Genomic DNA, 23,165 nt, shown 5'->3' on the forward strand with positions numbered 1-23,165 from the left:
CGCCGGCGGACGCGTCCGTACGGCGACCCGTTTCAGGAGGAGCACGAGATGAAAATAGAAACACAGTGTCTGCACGAAGGATACGAGCCGAAAAACGGCGAACCGCGCGTCGTGCCGATCGTGCAGAGTACGACGTATTGTTTCGATTCGACCGAGCATATCGCCCAACTGTTCGATATGCCGACGGAATACATGTATTCCCGGTTTGCCAATCCGACGTGCGACGCCGTTGAAAAGAAAATTGCGGCGCTTGAAGGCGGCAGCGGCGCGATGCTGACTTCAAGCGGACAGGCCGCTTCGCTGTGCGCCGTTTTGAACGTGTGCAAAGCCGGAGACAGTTTTATTGCGGTTTCCACGATATACGGCGGAACGGTCAATCTGTTTTCCGTTACGCTGAAAAAATTCGGCATAGAATGCGTTTGGGTGTCTCCGGACGCGACCGACGCGCAGCTGAAAAAAGCGTTCAAACGGAATACGAAAGCCGTGTTCGGTGAAACGATCGCGAACCCCGCGCTGCGCGTTTTCGATATCGAACGGTTTGCAAAGATCGCGCATGAAAAGAAAGTGCCGCTTATCGTAGACAATACGTTCGCCACGCCGGTGTTGTGCCGGCCGTTCGAGTGGGGTGCGGATATCGTGATTCATTCCACCACCAAGTACATGGACGGGCACGCGCTGCAAGTCGGCGGCGTTATCGTCGACGGCGGCACCTTCGATTGGGCGGCGAGCGGCAAGTTTCCCGAATTTACGACGCCGGATGAAAGTTATCACGGCGTCGTGTACACGCGCGATTTCGGCAATATGGCGTATATCATCAAAGCCCGTATGCAGCTGATGCGCGACTTCGGTTGTTATCAGTCGGCGCACGCCGCGTTCCTGTTGAATCTGGGACTCGAAACGCTTGCGGTGCGCATGAAGCGCTATTGTCTGAACGCTTCGATCGTCGCCGAATATTTCAAATGTTCCGACAAAATTGCGGCGGTAACGTATCCGGGGCTGCCCGAAAACGGCGATCGCGCGCTCGTACAGAAATATCTGGGCGACGGCTGCAGCGGCGTCATCACGATTTCGATAAAAGGCGGCCGCGCGGCGGCTATCCGTTTTATGGATTCGCTTAAACTGGCGTCGAACGTCGTGCACGTAGCCGATATTCGCACTTGCGTGCTGCATCCGGCTTCCGCGACGCACCGGCAGCTTACCGACGAACAGCTGGCGGCGGCCGGCATCGACGGCGGCATGATCCGGTTTTCGTGCGGACTTGAAAACGTCGAAGATATTATCGCGGATATTGAACAGGCGCTGGCAAAGGTATAAACTGTCGGTATGCTGACTAATTTTCATACTCACACGTTTTTGTGCCATCACGCGGAAGGTACCGTTTCCGATTACGTTGCCGCGGCGCAGGCCTCTGGATGCGATATGCTCGGATTTTCGGATCACTGTCCGTACCCGCGCGACGGGAACGACACCTGGCCGGGGATCCGCATGACGCCGGAAGAAGCCGTTACGTACGTTTCCGACGTACGTAACGCCGCGGCCGCTTTTCCCGTATATCTGGGATTTGAATGCGAATACGACGCGGAATACGCGTCCTGGTATGCCGATGAATTGAAAGGCCGCTTCGGTGCGGATTACCTCGTGTTGGGTGCGCATTGGGTATGCGCGGGGAACGAGCGGCTGTACATACCGGACGTGCACGACCGTGCGCTGATCCGGCAGTATTTCGATACCGTTATTGAAGGAATGCGCACGGGCTTGTATTCGTTTCTCGCGCACCCCGACCTGATTATGGCCGACGGCCGCTGCTGGGATGCCGAACTGGAATCCCATTTCAGTGAACTTATCGACGCAGCCGTCTCATGCGGACTGCCGCTTGAAGTGAACGGCGTGGGGCTCGCGCGCCGCATGGTTGCAGGTGAACGCGGTTTGCGCCATCCCTATCCGGTGGATGAGTTTTGGGAACTTGCGGCAAAAAAGAACGCCGCCGTCGTCTGCAACGCAGACGCGCACCGGCCGCAGGATGTAATCGCGAACGCCGTACTCGCACGGAATTTTGCCGCGCGGTTCGGTATTACGCCGCTGGAAACGATTTTTCCGGAATCACGGTAAACGCGGTCTATACTCACATCACGATAACGCGGCCCGCCCGTGCTCAGATTTGTTCGAAAATTTCGGGATGTTCGTGCCGTTCGCGGTCGATTTCAAGAATTTCCTTGTTCAGGAAAAATGACAGCACCGTCCGCAGAACGACGACTCCGGCGAGAATGCCGAGTTCCTGGACGCCCGGTTCGACGATCGTTTTCAAAATATCGGCGGCGATAAGCAGTTCCAATCCGAGCAGCAAATACGTACCCAGATCGGCGCGCAGTACGCGCAGCCGCTGGATATTGTATTTTCCGCGCAGTCTGAAGAACTCGTTTTTCAAAAACGCACCGGTTGCGATCAGCGTTCCGTATACGACGACGAAAATACTGATGATACTGATAATGGTTGAAAGTTCTTCCAAAAATCTCATCGTTTCTCCTTTTTGCGCGTTATGCGGAGGCGTCGGGCTGTAAACCTTCCACCATGAATTCGGCGGGTAATTTTGCCGGCCGGCCGGCGGTGGTAACGCACGCCCAGGTAACGTCCGCTTCGGCACACACCGTACCGTCCGCTTTGCGGATAGTCTGACGGAACGTTCCCGAAACGGCTTTCATTTTGGACGGATAGACTTCAATGAACAATTCGTCGTCAAGAAACGCGGACGCTTTATAGTGAATATCGACGTGCGTCACGTACAGATAATATCCGGCGGCGACGATTCCGTTGTAGTCGAATCGCACTGCGTGCAGAAACTCCATGCGGCCGTATTCCAGATAATTCAAATAGACGGCGTTGTTTACGTGACCGTACGAATCGCATTCGTACGAACGGACAACCAATTTTGCAATATGTTTCATATTCCGATTATAGCCCGAAACGGCGAAAAATACTAGTATCGCGGCCGGTTCACTTTTTGCCCCGCGGCGGAAAGCAACAGTGCAGCGAAAAGCAACAGTGCGGCGAAAAGCAACAGTGCGGCCGCCGGCAGTGCGGATTTATTTCAACACGGAATCGACCAGTTTTTTGAAATCCGGATCGAGTTTGACCGCAGCCGTTTCAAGCCGGCCTGCAATGGAAAAAAGACCGTCCCGCTCTATGATCGCGTCTGCCGGTTCAACGTCTGCCGGATCCGTTTCAATCGGTTCCGCTTCAGCTAATTCGGCTTCGGTTAATTCGGCGGCAAAATCCGGTTCTGCCGTTTTGGGCGGAAACAAAGTGAAACTGAACGGAACGTCGCCGGTAATTTCTTCGGCAAGCGGAACGTTGTCTTCAGGTTCTTGTTCGTCGGGAATCGGTTCGTTGTCGTCGGTGGGACCGTAATCGGGGTCCGTGACCTCGAATAGCGCCGGATCGAACGCGCGGCCGTGCGGATACGTGGGCTGCTGCGGCATACCGAACGTCAGCGGTTCCGAAAAGAGTTCCTTCGCAGATTTGGCCGGTTCCGCTTGGTCGAATTCGGCAAGGTCGATTTCTTCGGTATCTGCCGCTGCGGCTGCCGGTTCAACTTCAGCCGACTCAACTTCGGTCGGTTCGGAGATTTCCGGCACCTCGGTGCTTGCTTCGGCGGCTTCGGCTTCGTCCGTTTCCGCGGCGGGAGAGTTCTCGAATTCGGCAGTGTCCTGAATATCAGCCGGTTCGATACCGAAGTCGGGTTCCGTGACCACGAACGGTGCCGGATCGAACACGCGGTCGTGCGAATACGTGGGCTGCTGCGGCATACCGAGCGTCAGCGGTTCCGAAAAGAGTTCCTTCGCAGATTCGGCCGGTTCCGCTTGGTCGAATTCGGCAAGGTCGATTTCTTCGGTATCTGCCGCTGCCGCTGTCGGTTCAGCTTCGGCTGGTTCAGCTTCGGCCGGTTCGGAGATTTCCGGCACCTCGGTGTTTGCTTCGGCAGCTGTCGGTTCCGTATCGGTGAATCCGAACTCGGCCGGATCTATTTCTTCCATTCCGTGGTCTGCCGCGGCTTCGTTTTCGGCTATCGATACGCTGCCGTCAACTTCGTCTGCACCGTTTTCAGGGGGCGCGTCGGAAATTTCTTCGAGTTCTTCGACGTCTTCAACCTCTTCCGCGTCTTCGAGTTCCTCGGCTTCATCTGTTATTTCGTTGTTTTCAGGGGGCGCGTCGGAAATTTCTTCGAGTTCTTCGACGTCTTCAATCTCTTCCGCGTCTTCGAGTTCCTCGGCTTCATCTGTTATTTCGTCGTTTTCGAGGGGCGCGTCGGAAATTTCTTCAAGCTCTTCGACGTCTTCGAGTTCTTCAACGTCTTCAATCTCTTCCGCGTCTTCGAGTTCCTCAGCTTCCTCGATCTCCTCGGCTTCGGTCGTGGTTGCGACGGGGCGGCGCTGCGTTTTTTCCGATTCCGCCGCGGCAGGCAGTGTTCCGGAAGACGGTGTTCCGGGGGGTGCGACTTTGACTGTTATGTTTCCGCTTGAAATGATCTGTTCAAGCATCTGTTTCAATTCGTCTGCAGTTGTGCCGGCGGGAAGCGCGGGCTGCGCAGACTGCGTGTTTCGCTCGGACGTTCCCAGCGCTGCGATGATTTCGTTCCAGCTTTTATCAAGCAGCGCGTCCACCGCTTCCCGGTTGCGGCGCGCGCGGCTACCCAGACTCTTTTTGATTTCGGCCGAAATTTCGTGCCGGCGGGACGTGATTTCTCCGCTTATTTTATTCCAATCGACTTCTTCTTTCTTTTGCAGATATTCGTTGATCAGCCCCAGCTGAACCCGGCGGATCCGATCCCTGATGACCACCATATCGTCGTGCTTGACATTGAACAGCAGGAAAATGATCAAAAAGAGCGTGATGAACACGCATACCAGCAGCACCGCTTTCACCGTATCCGAAAATAAAAAGACCGCTTCCGGATACAGCCAGGCGATGCAGCCGTATTTCGATTGCGTGCTGGTCAGCAGCACCCAGGTGACGGCCGGCGTTTGAACTACCCGTTCCGTTCCGAAGCGTCCGTTCCGCCAGCTTTTTTCGATTTCAGCGGTGATCATATTTTGTGCGGAAACCGGCAAACCGAATACGAAACCCCGTTCGTGTGCGCCGGTTCCGCTCAGTTCGTCTGCAAGCGGCGGTGCAACCAGCCTCGCCGAATCCGAAAGCGAAATCTGATGCTGAACGGATAAAAACCGTGTGAAATCCGACGCCAATACGTAAAACAGCATCGAACCCCGGTACGCTTGATATGAATCGTAAAACGCAAACGAAAAAACGATCATACCGGAATCTGCGTCGAACAGAAAACGGGGCACATCGCTTCTGTTTTCGATCAAATTATACGGAATTGCGTCTTCGCCGTAATTATTGAACGAAACCGAATCGCTTCGCTGCCGGTATACGTCCGACTCGAACGTGCTGTAGTGGATCCGCCGCCCCGCCGCGTCCACCAGTCTGATTCCGGTGAGCCCCGGCGTTTCGGAAAGCAGCGTTCCCGCCAGTTCCGCCCTGCTGCGGATATCGGAATCGGTCTGAACCGGCTGCACGCACTGCACCACGGCCGGCGCCGTCGTAAAAACGGCGAACCGCTTTTCAAGTATTTCCATATACTCGTCCAAATTCGCGCCGATTCCGTCGAGTTTACGGTTAATGGAATTGACTAAAACCGGCTGATAGAACTTGGTTTCAATAAAAGAGAATAATCCTGCGAAAGCTGCCACGGCGAACGCCGCAAAAATGAGAATTGCACATAAAAAACTGACGGCAGCTTTTTGGCTTGAAGACACGCTTCCTCCGGAAAACTTTAAAATATATCGTTTCTTAATCATCGGCAAAATGTCCGTGTTAATCAAGAGGTTTTTAATATAATTTGATAAAAATGGAGTTTTGTGTTACACTTCGTGAATGATCGATATTCACGCCGAACAAACGGCAAAAATTAAAGCGTATCTGGTCGCCGCCGCGGGAACGTCGCCCGCGGAACTCAAAGGACTCGTGTCTACGCTCGACATGGAAACGGTCGGCGTACTCGTTTTGTCCCGTGCCGAGCCCGACGGCAGCGTCGCCCGTTTCGGCATCGGCAGCGGAAAAGCGCAGGAAATAGCGGATCTCGCTTCCGAGCTTGAAGCCGACTGCATTATATTCGATTTTGAAATTTCTCCCACGCGGCAGCGCAATTGGGAAAAGCTGGCGGGTGTTCCCGTTTTTGACCGGCACGAAGTGATTTTACGCATATTCGCCGCGCGTGCGCGCACGAAAGAAGCCGTTCTGCAAGTCGAACTTGCGCGATTGACGTATTCTTTACCGCGGCTCGCCCATTCTTACGGCGACATGGCGCGGCAGCGCGGCGGCAGTTACGGTTCCAAAGGTGCGGGAGAAACCAAGCTGGAACTCGACCGCCGTACCGTTCAGGATCGGATTGCGCAGGTTCGCCGTGAACTGACCAAAGTAGTACGGGAACGCGAAACGCAGCGGCGGCGGCGCGACCGCGTACCGCTGCCGTCGTGCGCGCTTGTCGGCTATACGAACGCCGGCAAATCGAGTTTGCTCAACGCGCTCACCGGTGCGTCCGTCCTTGCCGAAGACAAATTGTTCGCCACGCTCGACCCGACGACACGGCGTCTTTCGATTGCCGGCGGTACCAGTCTGCTTTTGACCGACACGGTCGGCTTTATCAGCAACCTGCCGCATAATCTGGTAGACGCCTTCAAATCTACGCTTGAAGAAGCGGTGCGCGCGGATCTGCTCGTCGTAGTGATCGACGCCGCCGACCCCGCCGCCGCCGAGCAGTACGCCACCGTGTGCCGGGTTCTGGAAGAAATCGGCGCGGATTCAAAGCCGCGTATCGCGGTGCTGAACAAAACGGACAAGCTCGCCGAATTCGACGTGCGCCGCCCCGCGCTCCGCGCGCAGTTTTCGGATGCGGTGGAAGTCAGCGCGCACACTAAAGCGGGATTCGACGTGCTGATTCCCCGTATCTGCAACGCGCTCGCAGGCGTGGAGCGCCGCTACCGCATTCCGCTCGATCAGCACGCACTGCTGACTCAGGTACGCAAAGGCGGCACGATTGCGGACGAGCAGTGGCTGGACGGCTTTATCGAGTTTGCCGCCCGGATCGGCGGTTCGGCTTCCGGCAAATTGCTTTCCCTGCTCGCGCCGTACGAAGTTGAGTAAACGTTCCGTATCTGCTACACTGTCGCCATGAACAAAATTCCTTCCCGGTTTACCGTTTTGTATACGATCATTTTTATCATTATAATCGCCATCGTCTGCGGTACGGCCGCCGTGTTCGTTTCACGCAGCGCGCGGCCCGGTGCGGATTTGCGCAAAGCTGATCCTTCGCCGCAGTCGCTTGCAAAAAACTTCGCCGCGTACACCGACATCGGTCAGATCAGAACCGGTACGGCCGCGGCGGACGGCCGCGGTGCGACGGTGGTCGTGGAACCGTGGTTTTCATATGAAGACGGCGATACGGCCTTTTTTGAAGAACTCGCCGGAAAGAAACGCAAAATCCGCAGTCTCATTATCGCCTATTTTGCGTCCCGGAGTGTTTCCGAACTGCGAACGGCGGGTGAAGCCGCCGTAAAAGCGGATCTCTTGTCTGCGATAAACGGCGAACTGACGCTCGGTTCCGTTTACGCCGTCTACTTTGAAACGTATCTGTTCATAGAATAGTGCGGTTCGCTTACTGCGGCAGTTTGATTGCGGTTCGCTTACTGCGGCGCTCGGCTGCGGCGTTTTGAAAATACGGTTCGGCGGACTGCAACTTTTTTATCCGCCGTGGGTCGAATGAGTATAGATATTTCCGGAGGTTTTGAAGAATGGAAGAGTCTTTGACGTCCCCTGCCGCGCAGGTCATAATTGCCGTTATTCCGATAGTCGGAATCGTGATCGGCGGAACCGTTGTCTTTTTTTATCTGTTGTGGCGGCATCGGGAGATTTCATTGCAGATTCGGACGGGCACTTTTCATCCCAAAAAATTCGATTATAAATTGTTTTCACTTTTTACGGGATTACTGCTGCTCGGCGTGGGCAGCGTGCTGACCGTGCTTTTTGCACTGCTCGAAGGCGTTTCCTATACGCTGCTCGGCGGACTGATCCCGTTTATAATCGGCATAGGACTGATGGTGTTTTACAAAGTATGTCCTGAACCCGTGCGTAAAGATGGCGAATCCTGAACACAGCCGTACCGTTGCGGCGGCTCGTGAAAAGAGGGATATTTTTCTTGCGCGCGCTGCTGCGGCCGGAAATTCGGCGGCTTTCGCCGAGCTGGTGGCTTTGTATCGTCGGCGTGTCGCCGCTTTGGGGATGAGTTTTTTTAAGAACCAGAGCGATACGGAAGATTTCGTGCAGGACGTGTTTATCAAGGCGTACACGAAATTGGCGACGTTTCGCGGAGATTCGCTGTTTTCAACCTGGTTGACGCGGATTGCGTACAATACGGCGGTCAATTCCATCAAGCGGCGCAAGGAGTATCTGCCGATTGCCGATGAAAACGCGCTGTTCGATCTTGATTGGACGCCGGAGGAACGGCAGCTGCGCCGCATCACCGTTGAAGCAGTGCGTGAAGCGATGGCCGAATTGCCGAAACGCTTCGCGATGTGTCTTGATATGTATTTTTTTTACGATATGGCGTATTCGGAAATCTGTGAGGTAATCGGATTGCCGATGAATACGGTGAAGTCGCATATTTTCAGAGCGAAGAAAATATTGCGTGAAAAATTGGCCGACATAGTGTAACGGAGGTTGGTATGAATCGCACGTGTGAACAAATTATGGATGATTTTCTTGCTCTTGATAAAAACGAACGTATGCCGCTGCACGTAACTGTGCATTTGCTGCGGTGCAAAAAATGCCGGACGGCCGTCCGGTTGTGTTCGTGTGCGGAAAAATCGGCGGCGCGCCCCTTAAAGACCGCGGAATCCGCTGCCGGAGCGGCGGTCGTCGCGTTGATGAAAAAGATAGATCCGTCGTATAAAGGTGAAGAACCCGTCGCGCCCATTTCCCTGAAGCGCTGGGTTGTTTCCGGCATCGCAATGATTGTCGCAATGTTGATGTTCCGGCTGACACCGGCGGCGATGTCGAGCGAGACGCTTGTGGTTTCGTTTTACCTTTTGTTCGCGCTCGTCGTAACGGCGTACTGCGCCATTTTCGTGGGCAGCAACCTCGATTTTTTCGTAAAGAAGATCGAAACGTTCAAACCGCGCGCCGCCGCGTAGTCCGAGTCTCCGTGTAAACCGGGCCGTCTCGGCGCGCACGAGTCTCCGCGAAACGCGCTCAGTCCCTGATTATCAGCAGACTGCGCGCCTGATATTCGGGCATGAATTGCTTGAGCGCGCCGTTTTCAAATTGAACGGTAACGACGTATTCCGCGTCCGAAACTTTCGCGTTCGTTATGATTCCGTAGCCGTAATCGTCGTGATACACTTTCTGACCTTTGCTCCAGGTATCTGCGAGCGGATGGCTTTCCGCAGCGTCCGCGGCTCCGTTCAGTGCGCCGCGCCGGAACGTTGCCGGCGATTCGCCGACTATTTGCAGCGCATCCCGCCGGATTTCCAGCAGAAACGGACTCGCTTCCATAAAGTCGGTGCGGCCGTACAGCCTGCGCCGTCTGCACGAAGTGAGCAGCAGCATGTCGCGGGCACGCGTGATTCCCACGTAAAAAAGGCGGCGCTCTTCTTCCCGTTCTTCGGGCTGCTTGTCCGTACGGGGAAAAATGCCGCTTTCAAGTCCGGTGATGACGACGCGCGGAAATTCCAACCCTTTGGTGTTGTGCAGCGTGATGAGCGTTACCGCGTCGCCGTCTTCGTCTCCGGCGTTTTCTATGGTGCGGTCGAGTTCGATATGATCGAGAAATTCGGTCAGTCCCGCGCGGTTGAGCGGATAGAGCGCCGCGCTGTTGGCCAATTCCTGCAAGTTTGCGGCGCGCTGGGTGCCGGCTATTTCGTCCTGCGCCGTGTGATAGTCCAGCAATCCGCTGAGCGTGTTGAGCAGTTCGATGAATTCCGACAGTTTTTTTCCCGACTGCGGATTTTCCGCGGAACTCGCTGTGCCGTTGTCCGGCGCGGATACGCCGAGTGACGCGGCGGCTTCCGCAGCAAGCCGTTCGGCGGGCAGCGGCAGCGAAACGTTTTCTTCCGCGTCGATAAGCGCGAGCAGTTCATCCATGATGCCGATAAAGTCCTGCAGTCCGGATTTTGCCTTTTTGGCCATGCCCGGAACCGATTCCCGGCACGCGTCGAGCAGACTGCCGCCGCCGGTAAGCGATTCGCGTGCGTTCCGTCGGGCGCATTCTACGATCATGTCCTGCGATTTGGAGCCGATACCGCGGCTCGGTTTGTTTACGATGCGTCTGAACGCGACTTCGTTGCGCCGATTCGCGGTGAGCGCCAAAAAGGCGAGCGCGTCCTTGATTTCTTCACGTTCGTAGAATTTGAGCGAACCGACGACGGTATACGGAATTTTCCGGTGCAGGAATTCGGTTTCAAAACCGAGCGACTGTGCGTTCGTCCGATATAAAATGGCCCAATCTGCGTACGGAACGCCGACAGCGTGCGCGTCCTGAATCAATTTTGCACAGAACGCCGTTTCATCATCCTGATCGTTGAGAAAAGCGAGAACCGGCTTTTCTCCGGTTCCCCGTTCGGCGCGCAGCGTCTTGCCGAGCCGGCCGGTGTTGTGTGAAATTACGTCGTTCGCCGTATCGAGAATCGGTTCGAGCGAACGGTAGTTTCGTTCGAGTTTGATGATCTGCGTACCGGGAAAGTGTTCCTGAAACGACAGTATGTTTTTGACCTCGGCGCCGCGGAATCGGTAGATGGACTGATCGTCGTCCCCGACGACGCACACGTATGTTTCCGGACCGGACAGCTGCTGCAGCAGTTCAAACTGCGCGACGTTGGAATCCTGATATTCGTCTACCATGATGACGCGGAAGCGGCGGTGCATGTGCGCCTTGACGGTTTCGTGCGCTTTCAGAAGGAGCACCGGCAGCATGATCAGATCGCCGAAGTCGACGTTGCCCGTTTCCTTGAGTCGGTTCTGATACGCGCGGTATACGTCGGGAAAGTTTTCCGCTGCATCTATTTCCGCAAGATCCGGCGAATCGGGCGTCAGACAATAATCTTTTGCAAGCGATATTTTATGCACGGCACGGGATGCTTCCTGCCGGCTCAGCGCGGGAAGCGCTTTGGTGAGCAGCGTTACCATGTCGTCTTCATCGTAAACGGTAAAGGACGGGTCGAGTCCCGCTTCCTGTGCGTGCAGACGCAAAAACCACGCGCCGAACGAATGGAACGTCCGTATGGCAGTGTTGGCGGCACGCGGTTCAAGGTGCCGCGCGCGGCTCGCCATTTCAGCCGCCGCTTTTTTGGTAAAGGTTACGGCGAGAATCGAATACGGATCGACGTCTTTTTCACCGATAAGATACGCTATTTTAGTGGTGATCACGCGGGTTTTGCCCGAACCGGCGCCCGCCAAAATGAGCAGCGGCGAACCGGAATGTTCCACCGCCGCGCGCTGTTCCGGATTGAGAACGCTCAAATACTCTGCTGCCGTCGGGTGCGTGTTTTCCATAAGTTCCTTACCGGTTACGGTACGATCCGGCCGTCCAAATCGAAGCCGCTGACGCCGGTTACGAGCACTTTGACGGTGCGGCCGGGAACGACCGGCGCGTTCCGGCTGCCGGATCCTGAGTGCGGCGCTGAGCCGGCCTGTTTCGCGTCGGGGCAAGGCTCGCCTGTTTTCAGCGATTCTGCGGGCGATTCTGAGCCGGCCGTTTCCGGCTGATCGGCCGTTTCGTCCTGATCATACCGAACGACGACGGCGCCGTCTACTTCCGGTGCCTGAAACCAGGCGCGCCCGATAGCAAGACCCGTGCCTTCGCCGTCTCCGCCTTCGATGATTTCTTCTATAAGAACGTCGTACGTCCGATTGAGATGGCGTTTGAGCCGTTCGGCCGTGATGCGTTCCTGTGCGCAGCGAAGCGCTTCCGCACGTTTTTCCGCGATTTTGCGGGAAACCTGTTTTTTAAGCGAAGCGGCGGGAGTGCCGTCTTCTTTGCTGTACGGAAAGCAGCCCGACCAGTCGGGACTGATATTTTCAAGAAAACGCTCGGTTTCCTGTGCGTCGTCTTCGGTTTCACCGGGGAATCCGGTCAAAAACGTGGTGCGCAGGGACACGCCGCCGTCTTTGACCGCGTCGAGCGTTCCGCGGATATTTTTGACCATGTCTTCGTAGCGGACTCTGCTGCCCGTGCGGTTCATCGCCTTGATGATCGAATCGGCGCCGCTTTGAAACGGGATGTCGAAATACGCCAACAGCCGCTCGTCCCGTGCGATTACCGGCAGAATGTCCGGCGGAAAATGGTCGGGATGGATGTACAGCAGTCTGAGCCAGAAGCTGCCGTTCAGTGCCGAAATTTTTTCAAGCAGCCGGGCGAGCGGACTTTGCGTACCGGACGCACCGTCGAATCGGGCCCATACCGCCGGATCGTGCGGATTTTCTCCGTCCATACCGTATGCGGCGGAATCCTGCCCGATGAGGTTTATTTCAAATATACCGTTTCGCGTCAGTTCGTCGATTTCCCGCACGATGTCGTCCGCATCCCGGCTGCGCAAATTTCCGCGGATGAGCGGAATTGCGCAGAACGAACAGCGGTTGTCGCAGCCTTCCGTTATTTTGACGAAGGCCGAGCCGGGAAACGACAGCAGTTCGCTTCGGCTGCCGCAGCAGACGCCTTGCTGCGCCGGTTTCACCACGGGATGTCCGCCGCTCAAAAGCGGTTCAACGAGAGAATCTATCGCCGTCAGATCGCCGTTACCGAAGATACCGTCCGCTTCTGGCAGCGCTTCGGCAAATTGCTCCGCGTAACGCTCCGCAAGGCATCCCGCCAGCAGTATTTTTGCGTCGGGATACGCTTCCTTTGCTTCCAGAAGTGCGTTCAGCGATTCGGTTTTTGCGCTTTCGATAAAACCGCAGGAATTGATAATGATGATATCAGCTTCCGCGGCGATTTCCGTTTTGCACAAACCTTTATTCTGCAGTCGGGTGATGATGAGTTCGCCGTCCACCTGATTTTTGGCGCAGCCGTGCTGGTCAAGAAAAAACTTAATCAATGGGAATCACCGCCAATTTGTACGTACCGTCAGTGTCCTTGATCCATTTTATGTCCTGCACGATGACCTGACCGGCGCGGCCGACTTCAAGGTTGATCGTTTTTCCGTCCGCGATGATTTGGAATTTAACGGCGTTGTTGTTTGAAATCCACAGACGGACGCCGTTGCTTGCCTGAATCGTCAGAATATCACCGCTGGTAAAGTAATCTTCGATTTCTTCGCGATTGTCCGTTTGATAGCGGAATACGCACGAACCGCGGAAACTGGAGTTTATGGTAAACGGATATGCGCGCGTATCTTCAAGAACGATCTGCCGCTTGGCGCCCGCCTCTGAGACTGACGGAATGCTGGCGATATCGGTTCCCGCCGTTCTCGTCCGCGGAGAGTTTTTGAGAATGACGCGGACTTCCGCGCCGCGCAATGCGTCCGTTCGCGATATGTCCGAAAGATAAACGATGATTTCCGAACCGTTCATTCCGTCCACGTCGATTTCACGTTCTTCGCTTAATTCAATCATCTGCATTCCCGCCGGCGTGGAAAGCTGCAATTCGGACTGCGTTCCCGCGACGGTGATTTCCATGTCGCCGTCGTCCGAGGGAACGACGAGTACGTCGCCTTTATACAGGCGCTTCTGGAGCGGCTGGGCCGACAGCACGTACCGCTCGGCGGACGACGTATTCGCAAGTACGGTGGACAACTGCGCGTTCCGATTGCGGCTTTTGACCGTGCAGACGTATACGGTCGTTATGATTGCGATCATCACGAACGCGGCTGCGCCGATGGTAAGCGGCTTGACGAACCGCGGAATCTGTTTTTTCAAGAGACCTTCGGGAACCGGTGATTCCTGAATCTTTTTTGCCCGATACAGCGATATGAGGTGCGCGGATTCAAGCCCTAAATATTCGGCATAGTTTTTCAAAAATCCGACGAGATACGCTTCGCCGGGGAATGCGTCGAGTTGTTCGTTTTCAAGCGCCTCAATGTACCGACGTGAAATGGATGTGTCGCGTTCCGCCGTTTCAAGATCGATTGATTTTTTTTCGCGCTCATCTTTTAGATGTTTGCCGAAACTGTCCATTACGCGTTCCGTCCTTTTATTCGGAAAATAGGAAATTATTGTAATTATTTGCCGACGAAGGGGCGTCGTATACGAAGCGCTGCACGGAAATGTTCTGATTCAGCACGTAATCGCTGAACAGGAACACGAACGTTTCGTTCTGGGGTGTTACCGCTTCCACGCGGCGGATCAGCTTCGTTTCGGGATTGACGGCAAGTTTTATCGTGCGGAATCCTTCCGACGAATTGCGGCGCGAAAGTATCAGTTTTATTACTTTTTCATCGGTCGTCTCGTCGAGCTGCACCGGCGCTTGGCCGATTTCGTACGCAACGGAATAGTATCTGCTCATGAGCGACAATCCCTGCGGCGTAGCGAGCGACATGCCGCTCTGTTCCGACGAGGCGGTAACGGACTGTATCAGCGCGGCGGAAGGACCGGGCAGATAAATGGTAAGCGTTTCGCCGTTAAATACGATCACCTGATTTTCAGGGTTTGAAAAATCGATACGCAGCAGATTCGGGCGTTTGAATGAAACCTTGCCGTACATATCCGATCTTGCGGCGGTAATCTGCATATTCGCTTCGTAATCTTTGATAGTGCCGTAATATTCGGATACGGATTGAAAGAACGCGCTCGCAGTCAAAATGTTTTGCGCGGAAGCGGAACAGACGGTTATAATACAAAAAATACTGATAATCAAAAGTTTTTTCATGAAACGTGAATACTCCGTATTTATATTAGAGAAGAAACCGGCTCTAGTCAAGACCGGATAAATGCAGCGGAATCGCCCGTCCGGCGGGTTCCGGCGGCAATCCGCATCGGGGACCCGCGGCCGCCGTTCGCGGCCGCCGTTTGCAGTCGCCGTTCGCGGCTGCCGTTTGCAGTCGCTGTTTGCGCCGGAATTTTTCGTCAGGATTCCGCTTCTACCGGGATAAACTCGAATCGGGTTACGTCGAACGGGCCGTTGTCCGTGAGTTTTATTTCGGGAATGACCGGCAGCGCCATAAAAGAAAGCGTCATCAGCGGCTCCATTTCTTTTCGGACATGCAGTTCGTCGAACGCAAGCTGCCGCAGCGTGCGCATGGCGGCGGCCGTTTCCGCTCCGGTGCCGGTGCTCATGAGTCCCGCAATCGGCAGCGCCAGTTCTCCGACGATCGCTCCGTTTTTAACGAGTACGATGCCGCCTTCCAGCTCCCGTATGCGTTCGACCGCAGCGGCCATGTCGCCGTCGTCCGCGCCGGCAACGATGATATTGTGCGAATCGTGCGCGTTCGTCGTGGCGATCGCGCCGCAGTCCAGCCCGTAGCCCGCCAGCAGGCCGATTCCGACGTTGCCGGTGTTCCGGTGCCGTTCGATTACGGCCAATTTTACGGCGTCGACGTTTTTGTCGTAGCGGAATCGGCCGCGGCTGTCGAGGCTGACAGTCCGCAGCGCTTTGCGCGTTACGATGCCGCCGGGCAGTGCTTCGATGACGGTTACCCGCGCAGATTTCAGTGGCAGGGCGAGCCGCTGCGCGGAAAAGTTGCGTACGCGGCAGGTGTTCCGCACGGTGTCGGTCGGATACAGCTGCGTGCGGTGCAGATAAACGCCGCGTTCGGCGCACAGTTTTCCGGCTATGAAAACGGCGCGTGCGGAAAACTGACGCAGGTCCGAGAACAGCACGATGTCGGCGCGGAGACCCGGCGCGAGACCTCCTCTGTCGTGCAGGCGGAAACATTCGGCGGCGTTCAGCGTCGCCATTTGTATGGCTGTAACCGCAGGAATCCCCTCCGCTACGCAGACGGCGAGGTCGTTGTCGAGGTGGCCGTCGGTGAGCATCGTTTCCGGGTCGTCCGTACACAGGACGCAGCGCCGCGCATTCTGCGGCGTTACGTTTTTGAGCAGCGTCTGCAAGTCGGTGCAGACGGCGCCCTGCCGGAGCAGGATGTACATGCCGCAGCGCAGCCGCTCGTCCATTTCCCGCAGCGTGGTGCATTCGTGGTCGTTTCCGATGCCGGCGGAGGCGTACGCGTTGAGCGCCTTGCCGCTCAGGGCGGGACTGTGCCCGTCTATGATAAGGTGCCGTTTGTGCGCCTGAAGGATTTTATCCAGTACGTCGTCCCGCGTTTCGAGTATGCCCGGATAGTTCATGAATTCACCCAATCCGTACGCCGCGCCCGAGTCGAACGGTTCGTCCATCATCTGCGCCGTCAGCGTGCAGCCGTTGTGCTCGAACGGCGTTGCCGGAACACACGAAGGAAGCATGTACCGCACCGAAAGCGGCGTCCGTTCGGCGGCGCGCACCATGTAGTCGAATCCGGCGAGTCCGCAGACGTTGGTTATTTCGTGCGGATCGGCGATTACGGTGGTCGTTCCGTGCGGCACGACCATGCGCGCAAATTCTTCGGGGCGGACGTAGCTCGATTCTATGTGGATATGTCCGTCTATAAGGCCGGGCGCGGCGTAGAGACCCGCCGCGTCGTATTCGGCGGCACCGCGGTACGAACCGATTCCGGCGATCGTGCCGTCGCTGACGGCGATATCGCCCTGAACGAGCGTTCCCGTGTAAACGTCGACTACGGTGCAGTTTTTGATTACCAGATCGGCTTCAAGCGTACCCGCGGCGATCCGGATCCGTTTTTTAAGTTGTTCAAGGTCGTTCATGGTTGCTCCTTGTCGTTTTTTTCATGTGTACCGGAAAGCGGTACGGTTATTTTTATTTCGGTTCCGATTTCATCGTTGGAAGTAATGGCGAACTCCGCGCCGATCAGCTTGGCCCGTTCCTGCATTCCCTGAATGCCGAAATGCGCGACGTTGTTCCGGGGCGCTTTCGCCGGATATGAAAAGCCCGTTCCGTCGTCGGTTACGTAGCAGACGAGGTTCGTCCGGTGCCGTTCGGCGGTTTTTCTGAACGCGACGCAGATTTCCGACGGAGACGCGTGCTTTATCGAGTTCGCAATACCTTCCTGGATGATCCGGTACAGATGAATGCACGTTTTTTCGGAAATCGCCGTCAGATCGAGCGATTTCGTGTATTTGCAGTAACAGGAAACGCCGGTGTCCGCTTGTATTTTATTGCAGAACGTCTGAACGGTTGCGGTGAAGTCTTTGCCGCTCAGATCCGGCGGCTGCAAATTCATGCAGATGGAACGCAGCTGCGCCACCGATTTCAGAATTCCGTGCGCTATTTCCGGCAGCGCCGTGTTCGTCAGCCGGTTCTGCGCCAATTCGAGACCGTAATATCTGAAATCCTGCATGACCGTGTCGTGTATTTCCAAAAGGATCCGGCGGCGTTCGATTTCCTGCGCTTTAATGACGGATTGTGCGAACCAGCTTGCCTGTTCCTGTTTCATTTTCGATTCCTGCAGCGATGCGGACATCCGGTACAGAATCAGCGTTCCGCCGATGATGAACGCAATGAAAAAAAGCAGCAGAAACAGAAACACGGTGTTCGTTTTTTCAGCCGCGTTTTTTTCGAGCGTTGCAAATTGAAACAGTGCGTACGAAATGTCCCGGGAATTATGCTGCGGCAGCGCGTTGCGGATTATCGCCGCCTGCTGAGTAAACGCCTTGTTCCGGTTCGCCAGCAGTGCGAACGCCGGATCGTTTATATATGCAGTAAAGTTTTCCTGAAAGATAATCAGTTTTTCTTTTTTTTCTTCTTGCAGCCAGTCGGGAGTGCCGTCGTAATCGAGCCAAGTGGTGAACAAGTCCGAAACGTCTGCCGGAAACACCAACGCGCAGCTGCACAGCAGCAGCAGCGCGAACGCGCCTTTTTTCAGTAAAATCGGCAGAAAATGAACAAAACGAAAAAAGTGTGTTATACTGTACCGCATGGCTCCAAAAATCAAGATACTTCTTTCCGTGTTCATGTGTACTGTCCTTAATACGCTGCTTGCTTTTATCGTTCAGCCTCGTTTATCGTTGTTTCTGGATACGGTGTTTACTATCGCTATCTGTTTTCAATACGGCCTGATTCCCGGTATCGCTACCGCAGCGCTGACGTCTTTATGTATCGATTTTACGCTGTATCCCAACCGATTCAATTTCCCTTTCGTATTGTGTACTCTGTGTATTGTGTTTCTGGTATGCTATTTTAAGCGCAACTATGTAAAATATCAAGAGATTTCGGCTGCTTTACTGATACATTTGTTCTTGTTGGGACTCGTCTCCAGCCTTTCGGTCAGTATATTGGGCGAATTGCTCAATTTGGTTATGGGAGTGCTGTTCGATCAGAAATTCCATTATACGACTGATTGGTACCAGATTTTCTTTTTGCGGCACGGATTCCCGGAACCGATCGCGGGATTTCTGTCGCGGCTTTTGGTAAACACGATAGATCAGCTGTTTTCCGTTTTTACCGGATACGGCGTTTTTTATCTGTTTGCGCGCAAAAAGGACAAATCGTCATAATCCGATCAAGTCGCTCCGGCAGAAAACGTCGGTTTTTTCATACAGACGGGACAGATAATTTTCTACGGTTCGCGTTGAAATATTCATTTTGTCCGCAATCTGCTGATTCGACAGATAATCCTGCACGTAAATAAGCACTTCCCGTTCCCGTTTGGTCAATATGTCCGGCGAGGCGGCGTCTTTTTTATATTCTTCGTAAAGTCCGCTGTCGATGTACGTTCCGCCCGCGGCGACCGCGTTCAGCGCGTCCAGAATTTCCTGTTCCGGTGCAATTTTTGATACGCAGCCTTTCGCGCCGAGTTCCAGCGCCCGCTGTATGCGCGGAACGGTAACGAACGCCGAATAAATGACGATTTTTACCGGACAGTCGTCCGCGCGCAGTTCCATGCCGTTTTCTTGCAGTAAATCGGCTATCCACCGAATGAATTCAAGCCCGTTGTCTTTTTGAAGCATGACGTCCAGCAATATCACCGTACAGTCCCGCCCGTTCGGCTCCGCTGTTAAAACACCGGTAAGCAGCGTTTCCGCTTCAGTAAGACAGGCTGCTTCTCCGATGCACTTCCAGGCGGAGTTGTCCGATTCGGCACTGCCAGATTCGGCACTGTCCGATTCGGAACCGCTTGATTCAAGGTATTGAGCCAGCCCGTGCCTGAGAAATACGTGATCGTCTATGATAAGAAAAGTTTTCATTGCACCGTTTCCCGCCGTTTAAAAACTGTGAAAAAACACTGAATCCGATTTTACCATAAGCAGGTACCTTAGTAAACGTAATGAAGAGAGTGCATCCGCCGGAATCGTTCGGTTCCGGACTCTTTCATATGTTTATTTTTAGGAGTTTTAGATGAAGAAAACGAAAATCGGATTTATCGGCGGAACGATTGCCGCCGCCGTTTTGGCTCTGTCTCTTGCCGGTTGTAATCAGGGAACCGGCGGCAGTGGTTCCGTTGTTCCTGACCAGCCCAAAGTGTCGTATCGGGACAGCATCTTCGTCCAGGGACGGGGACAGGTATATCAGCCGGTACTGACGAATAATGGTCAATCAGTATATGAACGTACTGATCCCGTATCTGAAACTGTCGCTGATTTTTATATGGGACAGTACGAAATCACGGACGAATGGTGGAAAGAAGTGTACGACTGGGCGACTGACGCCGCGCGCGGAAGCAGACAGTATTCGTTTACGGTCGGTAATTCTCTCAGCAACGGCATGTCGTACGGAGACGCCGTCGTGTGGTGCAACGCGCTCAGCGAATATAAAGGCCGGGAACCCGTTTATATGGAAAAGGATACAATTGTCGTTGCCCGGACAGCCGTCAACGTTTCAAAAGATACATCGAGAGACGGTATTATGATATCTACCAATAATATACAAGTCTCAAAGGCTGCAGACGGTTTCCGTTTACCGTCTCTGGCGGAATGGCAGTTTGCCGCGCGCGGCGGAAATCCTTCTGCCAGTACCATTTGGAATTATCAGTTTGCAGGCAGTGATAATATCAGTGAGGTTGCTTGGTTCATCGGCAACGCGAACAGCCGGGGAACGCTCGTTGCCGGAGGAAAAAAATCGAACACGCTCGGTTTCTATGATTTGTGCGGCAGTCAGCGGGAATTCGTGTTCCGCGTTGCATTAAAGGCAGAGGCTGTGTCTTTTCCGAGAACCCCTTCGGCAGCAGCTGAGTTTGTCGCCGGCTCGGTGCTTGACGACAGTGATGCCTGTAAGATTCTGTGCGGTGAGACGGTTGCCGCTACACAGGTCGTTCAGAGTGCTTCTTTCCGTATCGTTTCAAACACCAAGTTTTAAGAACACGTAAAGAGTAAGCAGTAGTACGCGGAACCGGTTCGGTGTTTTACCGGATCGGTTCCGCTTTTTCACAGACAACAAGGAATGGGGTTATGCAGCAAATGAAACGGATTATGCTGGTGTATTTAAAATTCGTACTGATTTGTTTTGCCGTTTTATGTGTTACCGGTATGATCTTCGGCGAATATATCGTTTCCGAGCGGGGCGGTTCGCTGCTGAGTGCGGCGGCCCGGCCGGTGCACGCGGATCACGGTCGCGCTGCCGTCGACTTGTATCAGTTTACGTTGGTTCCCGTACCGGGCGGCTCTTATACGTGCGTTTTTACCGGACTGATGCCCGCCAGTGAAAGAAAACCCGACGAAACCGAATATATCGCACCGTTTTATATGAGTGCGCACGAAGTATCCAACGAACTGTGGGCGGAAGTCTTTACCTGGGCAACGAGCCCCGAGCGGGGAACGTACCGGTACGTGTTTTCGGACGGTTCGTTCCGGTACTGTACCTGGATGGACGCCGTCGTGTGGTGCAACGCACTCAGCGAATACCTGAACCGGGAACCGGTGTATTATGCCGGTACCGCTTCAGGCATCGGTACCGCGGCCGCCGGCAATACTGCCGTCGCTTCCGGCATCGGCAGTGCGCAGTACGCGTCGGTTCTGCGCCAAAGCATATCGTATGCCGAATGCCTCAATGAAGGCGTTCACTTTCCGGATATAAAAGAAAGCGCCGACGGCTTCCGGCTCCCCACTGCGGCGGAATGGCAGTTTGCGGCGCGCGGCGGAGATCCCGACGCGGAAGACTGGAATTATCAGTTCGCCGGCAGTAATAATATAGACGAAGTCGCCTGGCACGCGGGCAACAGTATGGGCTTTCATCCCGTCGGAGAAAAAAAAGCCAACCGTTTGGGCCTGTACGACATGTGCGGTAACCACTGGGAATGGGTGGAAAAATCCCGAACGGAAAACGTCGGCTATCTGGCAGGCGGTTCGTGCAAAACGTACCCTTCGCACTGCACCGTTTTTTCCATGCTGGCCCTTCATCCGCTTGAAGGCTATGAAACGTCGTTCCGGGTCGTTACGAACGGCAGGCTGCGGTAACCTGCCGAACACGGCAGACTGCGGTACCCTGATTCCGACCCGGCGCCGCCCGGTCGGTGCGCGTTCCGGCACGATATATTAAAAAAATACCATACTTTCCCGATGATTCCGAATTATGAACGATATATAATATCGTACGCGACGCGTTCGCCCGTGTCCGCTTTCCGTCCCGATACGGTGCGCGTGCAAAACCGCTTTCAGGAGAAATTTATGGAAGAAACAGACGACAGTGAATTTATCAGCACCGATTTTTTTACGGAAGGAACGTCGGCTCCCGCCGTTCAGCCCGATTCCCTGTCCGCAATGGCGGAACAGCTGGGCAATTCGTTTTCATTCAAACAGATCGGCTCCATGTCCCGCTATATCGAGCCGGTGAGCGGAGAAAACAGCATCGACATGCTGGTCGAGTTGTTTCAAAGCCAGCCGGAACTTACCGCGGTGCCCGTTGAAGAATACGACCGGGTTATCGGCGTTATCGACCGGAAAACCGTCGCCGCCGCAACCAACACGGCGTGGAAACGGTTTACCGCAAAGAAAATAGGCGACTACGTGCAGCGGGTGTCCGCCGTGCTGTACGCGCGTGATTTTATCGAAAAATCGCTGCAGAAAGTTTCGGAAATCAACCGGAAAGACGGTATCCTGTATTTTCCGGTGTTCAACAACCGGAGTTTTTTCGGCATAGTGTCGCTCGACGATTTCCTGTCGCGGATTGCAGAGATTCGCGAACAGGATCTGCGCAAAGCGTTCGTCATACAGCAGCGGCTGTTTCCCGACGCGGAAACGCTCGCGCAGCTGCCGTTCCGCGTGCAGGTGTGGAACCGGATGGCGAACGCGCTCGGCGGAGATCTGGCGCAGGTGATACCGCTTTCTGCCGGATCGTATTTGGTGTGCTGCTTCGACGTGTCGGGAAAAAACGTGGCGGCGTCCCTTTTGACCATCGCGGCAGGTTCGTTTTTTAACGTGCTGAAATACGTTCCGTCCTGTACGCAGAATCCGCTCAAGCTCGTTTCGCTGCTGGACGAATATCTTGAATACGCGGTGCCCGTGGGCAGTTTTATTACGGCCGCTTTCTGCTACGTGGATACGGAACGCCAGCTGATCCAGATTTACAATTGCGGGCACACGGCGGTGTACGTGTTTTTTCGGGACGAAGCCGTGAAAAATCGGGTGAACATCGCTGCCGTTAATCCGGCGCTGCCGCCGCTGGGAATGGGTGCGGTGAAATCCGCACTGAACGGATACGCCGCCGATCCTGCCGGAAACGTGAAGCCGTACACGCAGCTTCCCGTCAAAGCGGGCATGCACGTCGATTTGTATTCCGACGGTTTGAGCGACATGCAGGGCGACGACGGCGTCCGGTTCGACGACGATCGCACCCGCCGGTTTTTCATGGAGCTATATTGTAAGAAAGATGCGGACGTGAGCGGCGCCGTGGAAGCGGTCGTTGACGGCTGGATACATACCGCGATGCTCCCCGACGACATTACCGTCGTCGATATCCGATTGTAACCGCTTCCGCGTGCAGGCGCCGGGTACCGCTGCCGGTATGCCGCCTGGTACCGCAGCCCGGTATGCCGCCGCTTCCGTGTGCGGCGTAACGCGGGTATAAACCGCGACTCCGATACCTTCTGAGAACGATAAACCTCGATGCGCTGCGTCGAGGTTTTTTATTTTCTTCC

21 protein-coding genes are annotated in these 23,165 nt (G+C 54.8%); 11 read left to right on the forward strand and 10 right to left on the reverse strand.

The genetic code is table 11. The features are described from left to right. The first annotated feature begins 48 nt into the window (after nt 1-48). Nucleotides 49-1,314, forward strand: coding sequence for an O-acetylhomoserine aminocarboxypropyltransferase/cysteine synthase family protein (locus TREBR_RS02630; protein ID WP_013757677.1), 1,266 nt, complete (start codon nt 49-51; stop codon nt 1,312-1,314). 9 nt (nt 1,315-1,323) lie between these two features. Beyond that, a complete protein-coding gene (locus tag TREBR_RS02635) occupies nt 1,324-2,109 on the forward strand; it encodes a histidinol-phosphatase (protein WP_013757678.1) in 786 nt (261 codons plus the stop codon). Nucleotides 2,110-2,152: 43 nt separating this feature from the next. Here the strand turns inward: TREBR_RS02635 and TREBR_RS02640 are convergent, their stop codons facing one another. From TREBR_RS02640 to TREBR_RS02650, 3 genes are all read right to left on the reverse strand, one after another. After that, a complete protein-coding gene (locus tag TREBR_RS02640; RefSeq protein ID WP_013757679.1) occupies nt 2,153-2,515 on the reverse strand; it encodes a DUF1622 domain-containing protein in 363 nt (120 codons plus the stop codon). Nucleotides 2,516-2,534: 19 nt separating this feature from the next. Beyond that, complete coding sequence (locus TREBR_RS02645; protein ID WP_013757680.1) at nt 2,535-2,942, reverse strand: acyl-CoA thioesterase; 408 nt, start codon at nt 2,940-2,942, stop codon at nt 2,535-2,537. A gap of 138 nt (nt 2,943-3,080) precedes the next feature. Continuing rightward, complete coding sequence (locus TREBR_RS02650; RefSeq protein WP_041610305.1) at nt 3,081-5,855, reverse strand: hypothetical protein; 2,775 nt, start codon at nt 5,853-5,855, stop codon at nt 3,081-3,083. 76 nt (nt 5,856-5,931) lie between these two features. On the opposite strand from TREBR_RS02650, the gene hflX reads away from it, so the two are divergent. From hflX to TREBR_RS02675, 5 genes are all read left to right on the forward strand, one after another. Then, complete coding sequence (hflX, locus tag TREBR_RS02655) at nt 5,932-7,200, forward strand: GTPase HflX (RefSeq protein WP_013757682.1); 1,269 nt, start codon at nt 5,932-5,934, stop codon at nt 7,198-7,200. A 27-nt stretch (nt 7,201-7,227) separates the two neighbouring features. Further along, on the forward strand, nt 7,228-7,701 hold the full coding sequence (locus TREBR_RS02660) for a flagellar basal body-associated FliL family protein (protein WP_013757683.1): 474 nt from the start codon (nt 7,228-7,230) through the stop codon (nt 7,699-7,701). A 146-nt stretch (nt 7,702-7,847) separates the two neighbouring features. Beyond that, a complete protein-coding gene (locus TREBR_RS02665; protein ID WP_013757684.1) occupies nt 7,848-8,204 on the forward strand; it encodes a hypothetical protein in 357 nt (118 codons plus the stop codon). Beyond that, nucleotides 8,191-8,766, forward strand: coding sequence for a sigma-70 family RNA polymerase sigma factor (locus TREBR_RS02670; protein WP_013757685.1), 576 nt, complete (start codon nt 8,191-8,193; stop codon nt 8,764-8,766). Before TREBR_RS02665 ends, TREBR_RS02670 begins: the two co-directional genes overlap by 14 nt. An 11-nt stretch (nt 8,767-8,777) precedes the next feature. Then, nucleotides 8,778-9,245 carry a hypothetical protein gene (locus tag TREBR_RS02675; RefSeq protein WP_013757686.1) on the forward strand — a complete coding sequence of 156 codons (468 nt, stop codon included), beginning with the start codon at nt 8,778-8,780 and terminating at the stop codon, nt 9,243-9,245. Nucleotides 9,246-9,303: 58 nt separating this feature from the next. Here the strand turns inward: TREBR_RS02675 and TREBR_RS02680 are convergent, their stop codons facing one another. From TREBR_RS02680 to TREBR_RS02705, 6 genes are all read right to left on the reverse strand, one after another. Next, nucleotides 9,304-11,601, reverse strand: a complete 2,298-nt coding sequence (locus TREBR_RS02680) for an ATP-dependent helicase (protein ID WP_013757687.1) — start codon at nt 11,599-11,601, stop codon at nt 9,304-9,306. Nucleotides 11,602-11,615: 14 nt separating this feature from the next. After that, nucleotides 11,616-13,142, reverse strand: coding sequence for a 30S ribosomal protein S12 methylthiotransferase RimO (gene rimO / locus TREBR_RS02685; protein ID WP_013757688.1), 1,527 nt, complete (start codon nt 13,140-13,142; stop codon nt 11,616-11,618). Further along, complete coding sequence (locus TREBR_RS02690) at nt 13,135-14,220, reverse strand: helix-turn-helix domain-containing protein (protein ID WP_013757689.1); 1,086 nt, start codon at nt 14,218-14,220, stop codon at nt 13,135-13,137. The genes rimO and TREBR_RS02690 overlap by 8 nt, the downstream gene beginning before the upstream one ends. A gap of 16 nt (nt 14,221-14,236) precedes the next feature. Beyond that, a complete protein-coding gene (locus tag TREBR_RS02695) occupies nt 14,237-14,911 on the reverse strand; it encodes a LolA family protein (protein ID WP_013757690.1) in 675 nt (224 codons plus the stop codon). 197 nt (nt 14,912-15,108) lie between these two features. Then, nucleotides 15,109-16,842: an adenine deaminase gene (ade, locus tag TREBR_RS02700; protein WP_013757691.1), complete on the reverse strand. Its 1,734-nt coding sequence runs from the start codon at nt 16,840-16,842 to the stop codon at nt 15,109-15,111. Beyond that, nucleotides 16,839-18,014, reverse strand: coding sequence for a sensor histidine kinase (locus tag TREBR_RS02705; protein ID WP_041610306.1), 1,176 nt, complete (start codon nt 18,012-18,014; stop codon nt 16,839-16,841). The genes ade and TREBR_RS02705 overlap by 4 nt, the downstream gene beginning before the upstream one ends. Here TREBR_RS02705 and TREBR_RS02710 point away from each other — a divergent pair. Continuing rightward, nucleotides 18,013-18,591 (forward strand): hypothetical protein, encoded by a 579-nt coding sequence (locus tag TREBR_RS02710; protein ID WP_041610307.1) that lies wholly within the window; start codon nt 18,013-18,015, stop codon nt 18,589-18,591. The genes TREBR_RS02705 and TREBR_RS02710 overlap by 2 nt on opposite strands. On the opposite strand, the gene TREBR_RS02715 is transcribed toward TREBR_RS02710, so the two are convergent. Then, complete coding sequence (locus TREBR_RS02715; RefSeq protein WP_013757694.1) at nt 18,586-19,281, reverse strand: LuxR C-terminal-related transcriptional regulator; 696 nt, start codon at nt 19,279-19,281, stop codon at nt 18,586-18,588. The genes TREBR_RS02710 and TREBR_RS02715 overlap by 6 nt on opposite strands. Nucleotides 19,282-19,432: 151 nt before the next feature. Here TREBR_RS02715 and TREBR_RS02720 point away from each other — a divergent pair, with 151 nt between their 5' ends. The 3 genes from TREBR_RS02720 to TREBR_RS02730 all read left to right on the forward strand — a co-directional run bounded on the left by TREBR_RS02720 (nt 19,433) and on the right by TREBR_RS02730 (nt 22,995). Continuing rightward, nucleotides 19,433-20,389 carry a formylglycine-generating enzyme family protein gene (locus tag TREBR_RS02720; RefSeq protein WP_013757695.1) on the forward strand — a complete coding sequence of 319 codons (957 nt, stop codon included), beginning with the start codon at nt 19,433-19,435 and terminating at the stop codon, nt 20,387-20,389. A 92-nt stretch (nt 20,390-20,481) separates the two neighbouring features. Continuing rightward, the gene (locus TREBR_RS13465; RefSeq protein ID WP_013757696.1) at nt 20,482-21,486 is read left to right on the forward strand and encodes a formylglycine-generating enzyme family protein; all 1,005 of its coding nucleotides are present in this window, start codon (nt 20,482-20,484) and stop codon (nt 21,484-21,486) included. A 210-nt stretch (nt 21,487-21,696) separates the two neighbouring features. After that, nucleotides 21,697-22,995: a PP2C family protein-serine/threonine phosphatase gene (locus TREBR_RS02730; protein ID WP_013757697.1), complete on the forward strand. Its 1,299-nt coding sequence runs from the start codon at nt 21,697-21,699 to the stop codon at nt 22,993-22,995. The last annotated feature ends 170 nt before the right edge of the window (nt 22,996-23,165 follow it).

Source organism: Treponema brennaborense DSM 12168 (assembly GCF_000212415.1).
Classification (GTDB): Bacteria; Spirochaetota; Spirochaetia; order Treponematales; family Treponemataceae; genus Treponema_F; species Treponema_F brennaborense.

Excerpts from the sequence above, each read along its gene's own strand:
- TREBR_RS02630 (WP_013757677.1), top strand. The coding sequence starts at position 49 with ATGAAAATAGAAACACAGTGTCTGCACGAAGGATACGAGCCGAAAAAC.
- TREBR_RS02635 (WP_013757678.1), top strand. The coding sequence starts at position 1,324 with ATGCTGACTAATTTTCATACTCACACGTTTTTGTGCCATCACGCGGAA.
- TREBR_RS02640 (WP_013757679.1), bottom strand. The coding sequence starts at position 2,515 with ATGAGATTTTTGGAAGAACTTTCAACCATTATCAGTATCATCAGTATT.
- TREBR_RS02645 (WP_013757680.1), bottom strand. The coding sequence starts at position 2,942 with ATGAAACATATTGCAAAATTGGTTGTCCGTTCGTACGAATGCGATTCG.
- TREBR_RS02650 (WP_041610305.1), bottom strand. The coding sequence starts at position 5,855 with ATGATTAAGAAACGATATATTTTAAAGTTTTCCGGAGGAAGCGTGTCT.
- hflX (WP_013757682.1), top strand. The coding sequence starts at position 5,932 with ATGATCGATATTCACGCCGAACAAACGGCAAAAATTAAAGCGTATCTG.
- TREBR_RS02660 (WP_013757683.1), top strand. The coding sequence starts at position 7,228 with ATGAACAAAATTCCTTCCCGGTTTACCGTTTTGTATACGATCATTTTT.
- TREBR_RS02665 (WP_013757684.1), top strand. The coding sequence starts at position 7,848 with ATGGAAGAGTCTTTGACGTCCCCTGCCGCGCAGGTCATAATTGCCGTT.
- TREBR_RS02670 (WP_013757685.1), top strand. The coding sequence starts at position 8,191 with ATGGCGAATCCTGAACACAGCCGTACCGTTGCGGCGGCTCGTGAAAAG.
- TREBR_RS02675 (WP_013757686.1), top strand. The coding sequence starts at position 8,778 with ATGAATCGCACGTGTGAACAAATTATGGATGATTTTCTTGCTCTTGAT.
- TREBR_RS02680 (WP_013757687.1), bottom strand. The coding sequence starts at position 11,601 with ATGGAAAACACGCACCCGACGGCAGCAGAGTATTTGAGCGTTCTCAAT.
- TREBR_RS02690 (WP_013757689.1), bottom strand. The coding sequence starts at position 14,220 with ATGGACAGTTTCGGCAAACATCTAAAAGATGAGCGCGAAAAAAAATCA.
- TREBR_RS02695 (WP_013757690.1), bottom strand. The coding sequence starts at position 14,911 with ATGAAAAAACTTTTGATTATCAGTATTTTTTGTATTATAACCGTCTGT.
- ade (WP_013757691.1), bottom strand. The coding sequence starts at position 16,842 with ATGAACGACCTTGAACAACTTAAAAAACGGATCCGGATCGCCGCGGGT.
- TREBR_RS02710 (WP_041610307.1), top strand. The coding sequence starts at position 18,013 with ATGGCTCCAAAAATCAAGATACTTCTTTCCGTGTTCATGTGTACTGTC.
- TREBR_RS02705 (WP_041610306.1), bottom strand. The coding sequence starts at position 18,014 with ATGCGGTACAGTATAACACACTTTTTTCGTTTTGTTCATTTTCTGCCG.
- TREBR_RS02715 (WP_013757694.1), bottom strand. The coding sequence starts at position 19,281 with ATGAAAACTTTTCTTATCATAGACGATCACGTATTTCTCAGGCACGGG.
- TREBR_RS02720 (WP_013757695.1), top strand. The coding sequence starts at position 19,433 with ATGAAGAAAACGAAAATCGGATTTATCGGCGGAACGATTGCCGCCGCC.
- TREBR_RS13465 (WP_013757696.1), top strand. The coding sequence starts at position 20,482 with ATGCAGCAAATGAAACGGATTATGCTGGTGTATTTAAAATTCGTACTG.
- TREBR_RS02730 (WP_013757697.1), top strand. The coding sequence starts at position 21,697 with ATGGAAGAAACAGACGACAGTGAATTTATCAGCACCGATTTTTTTACG.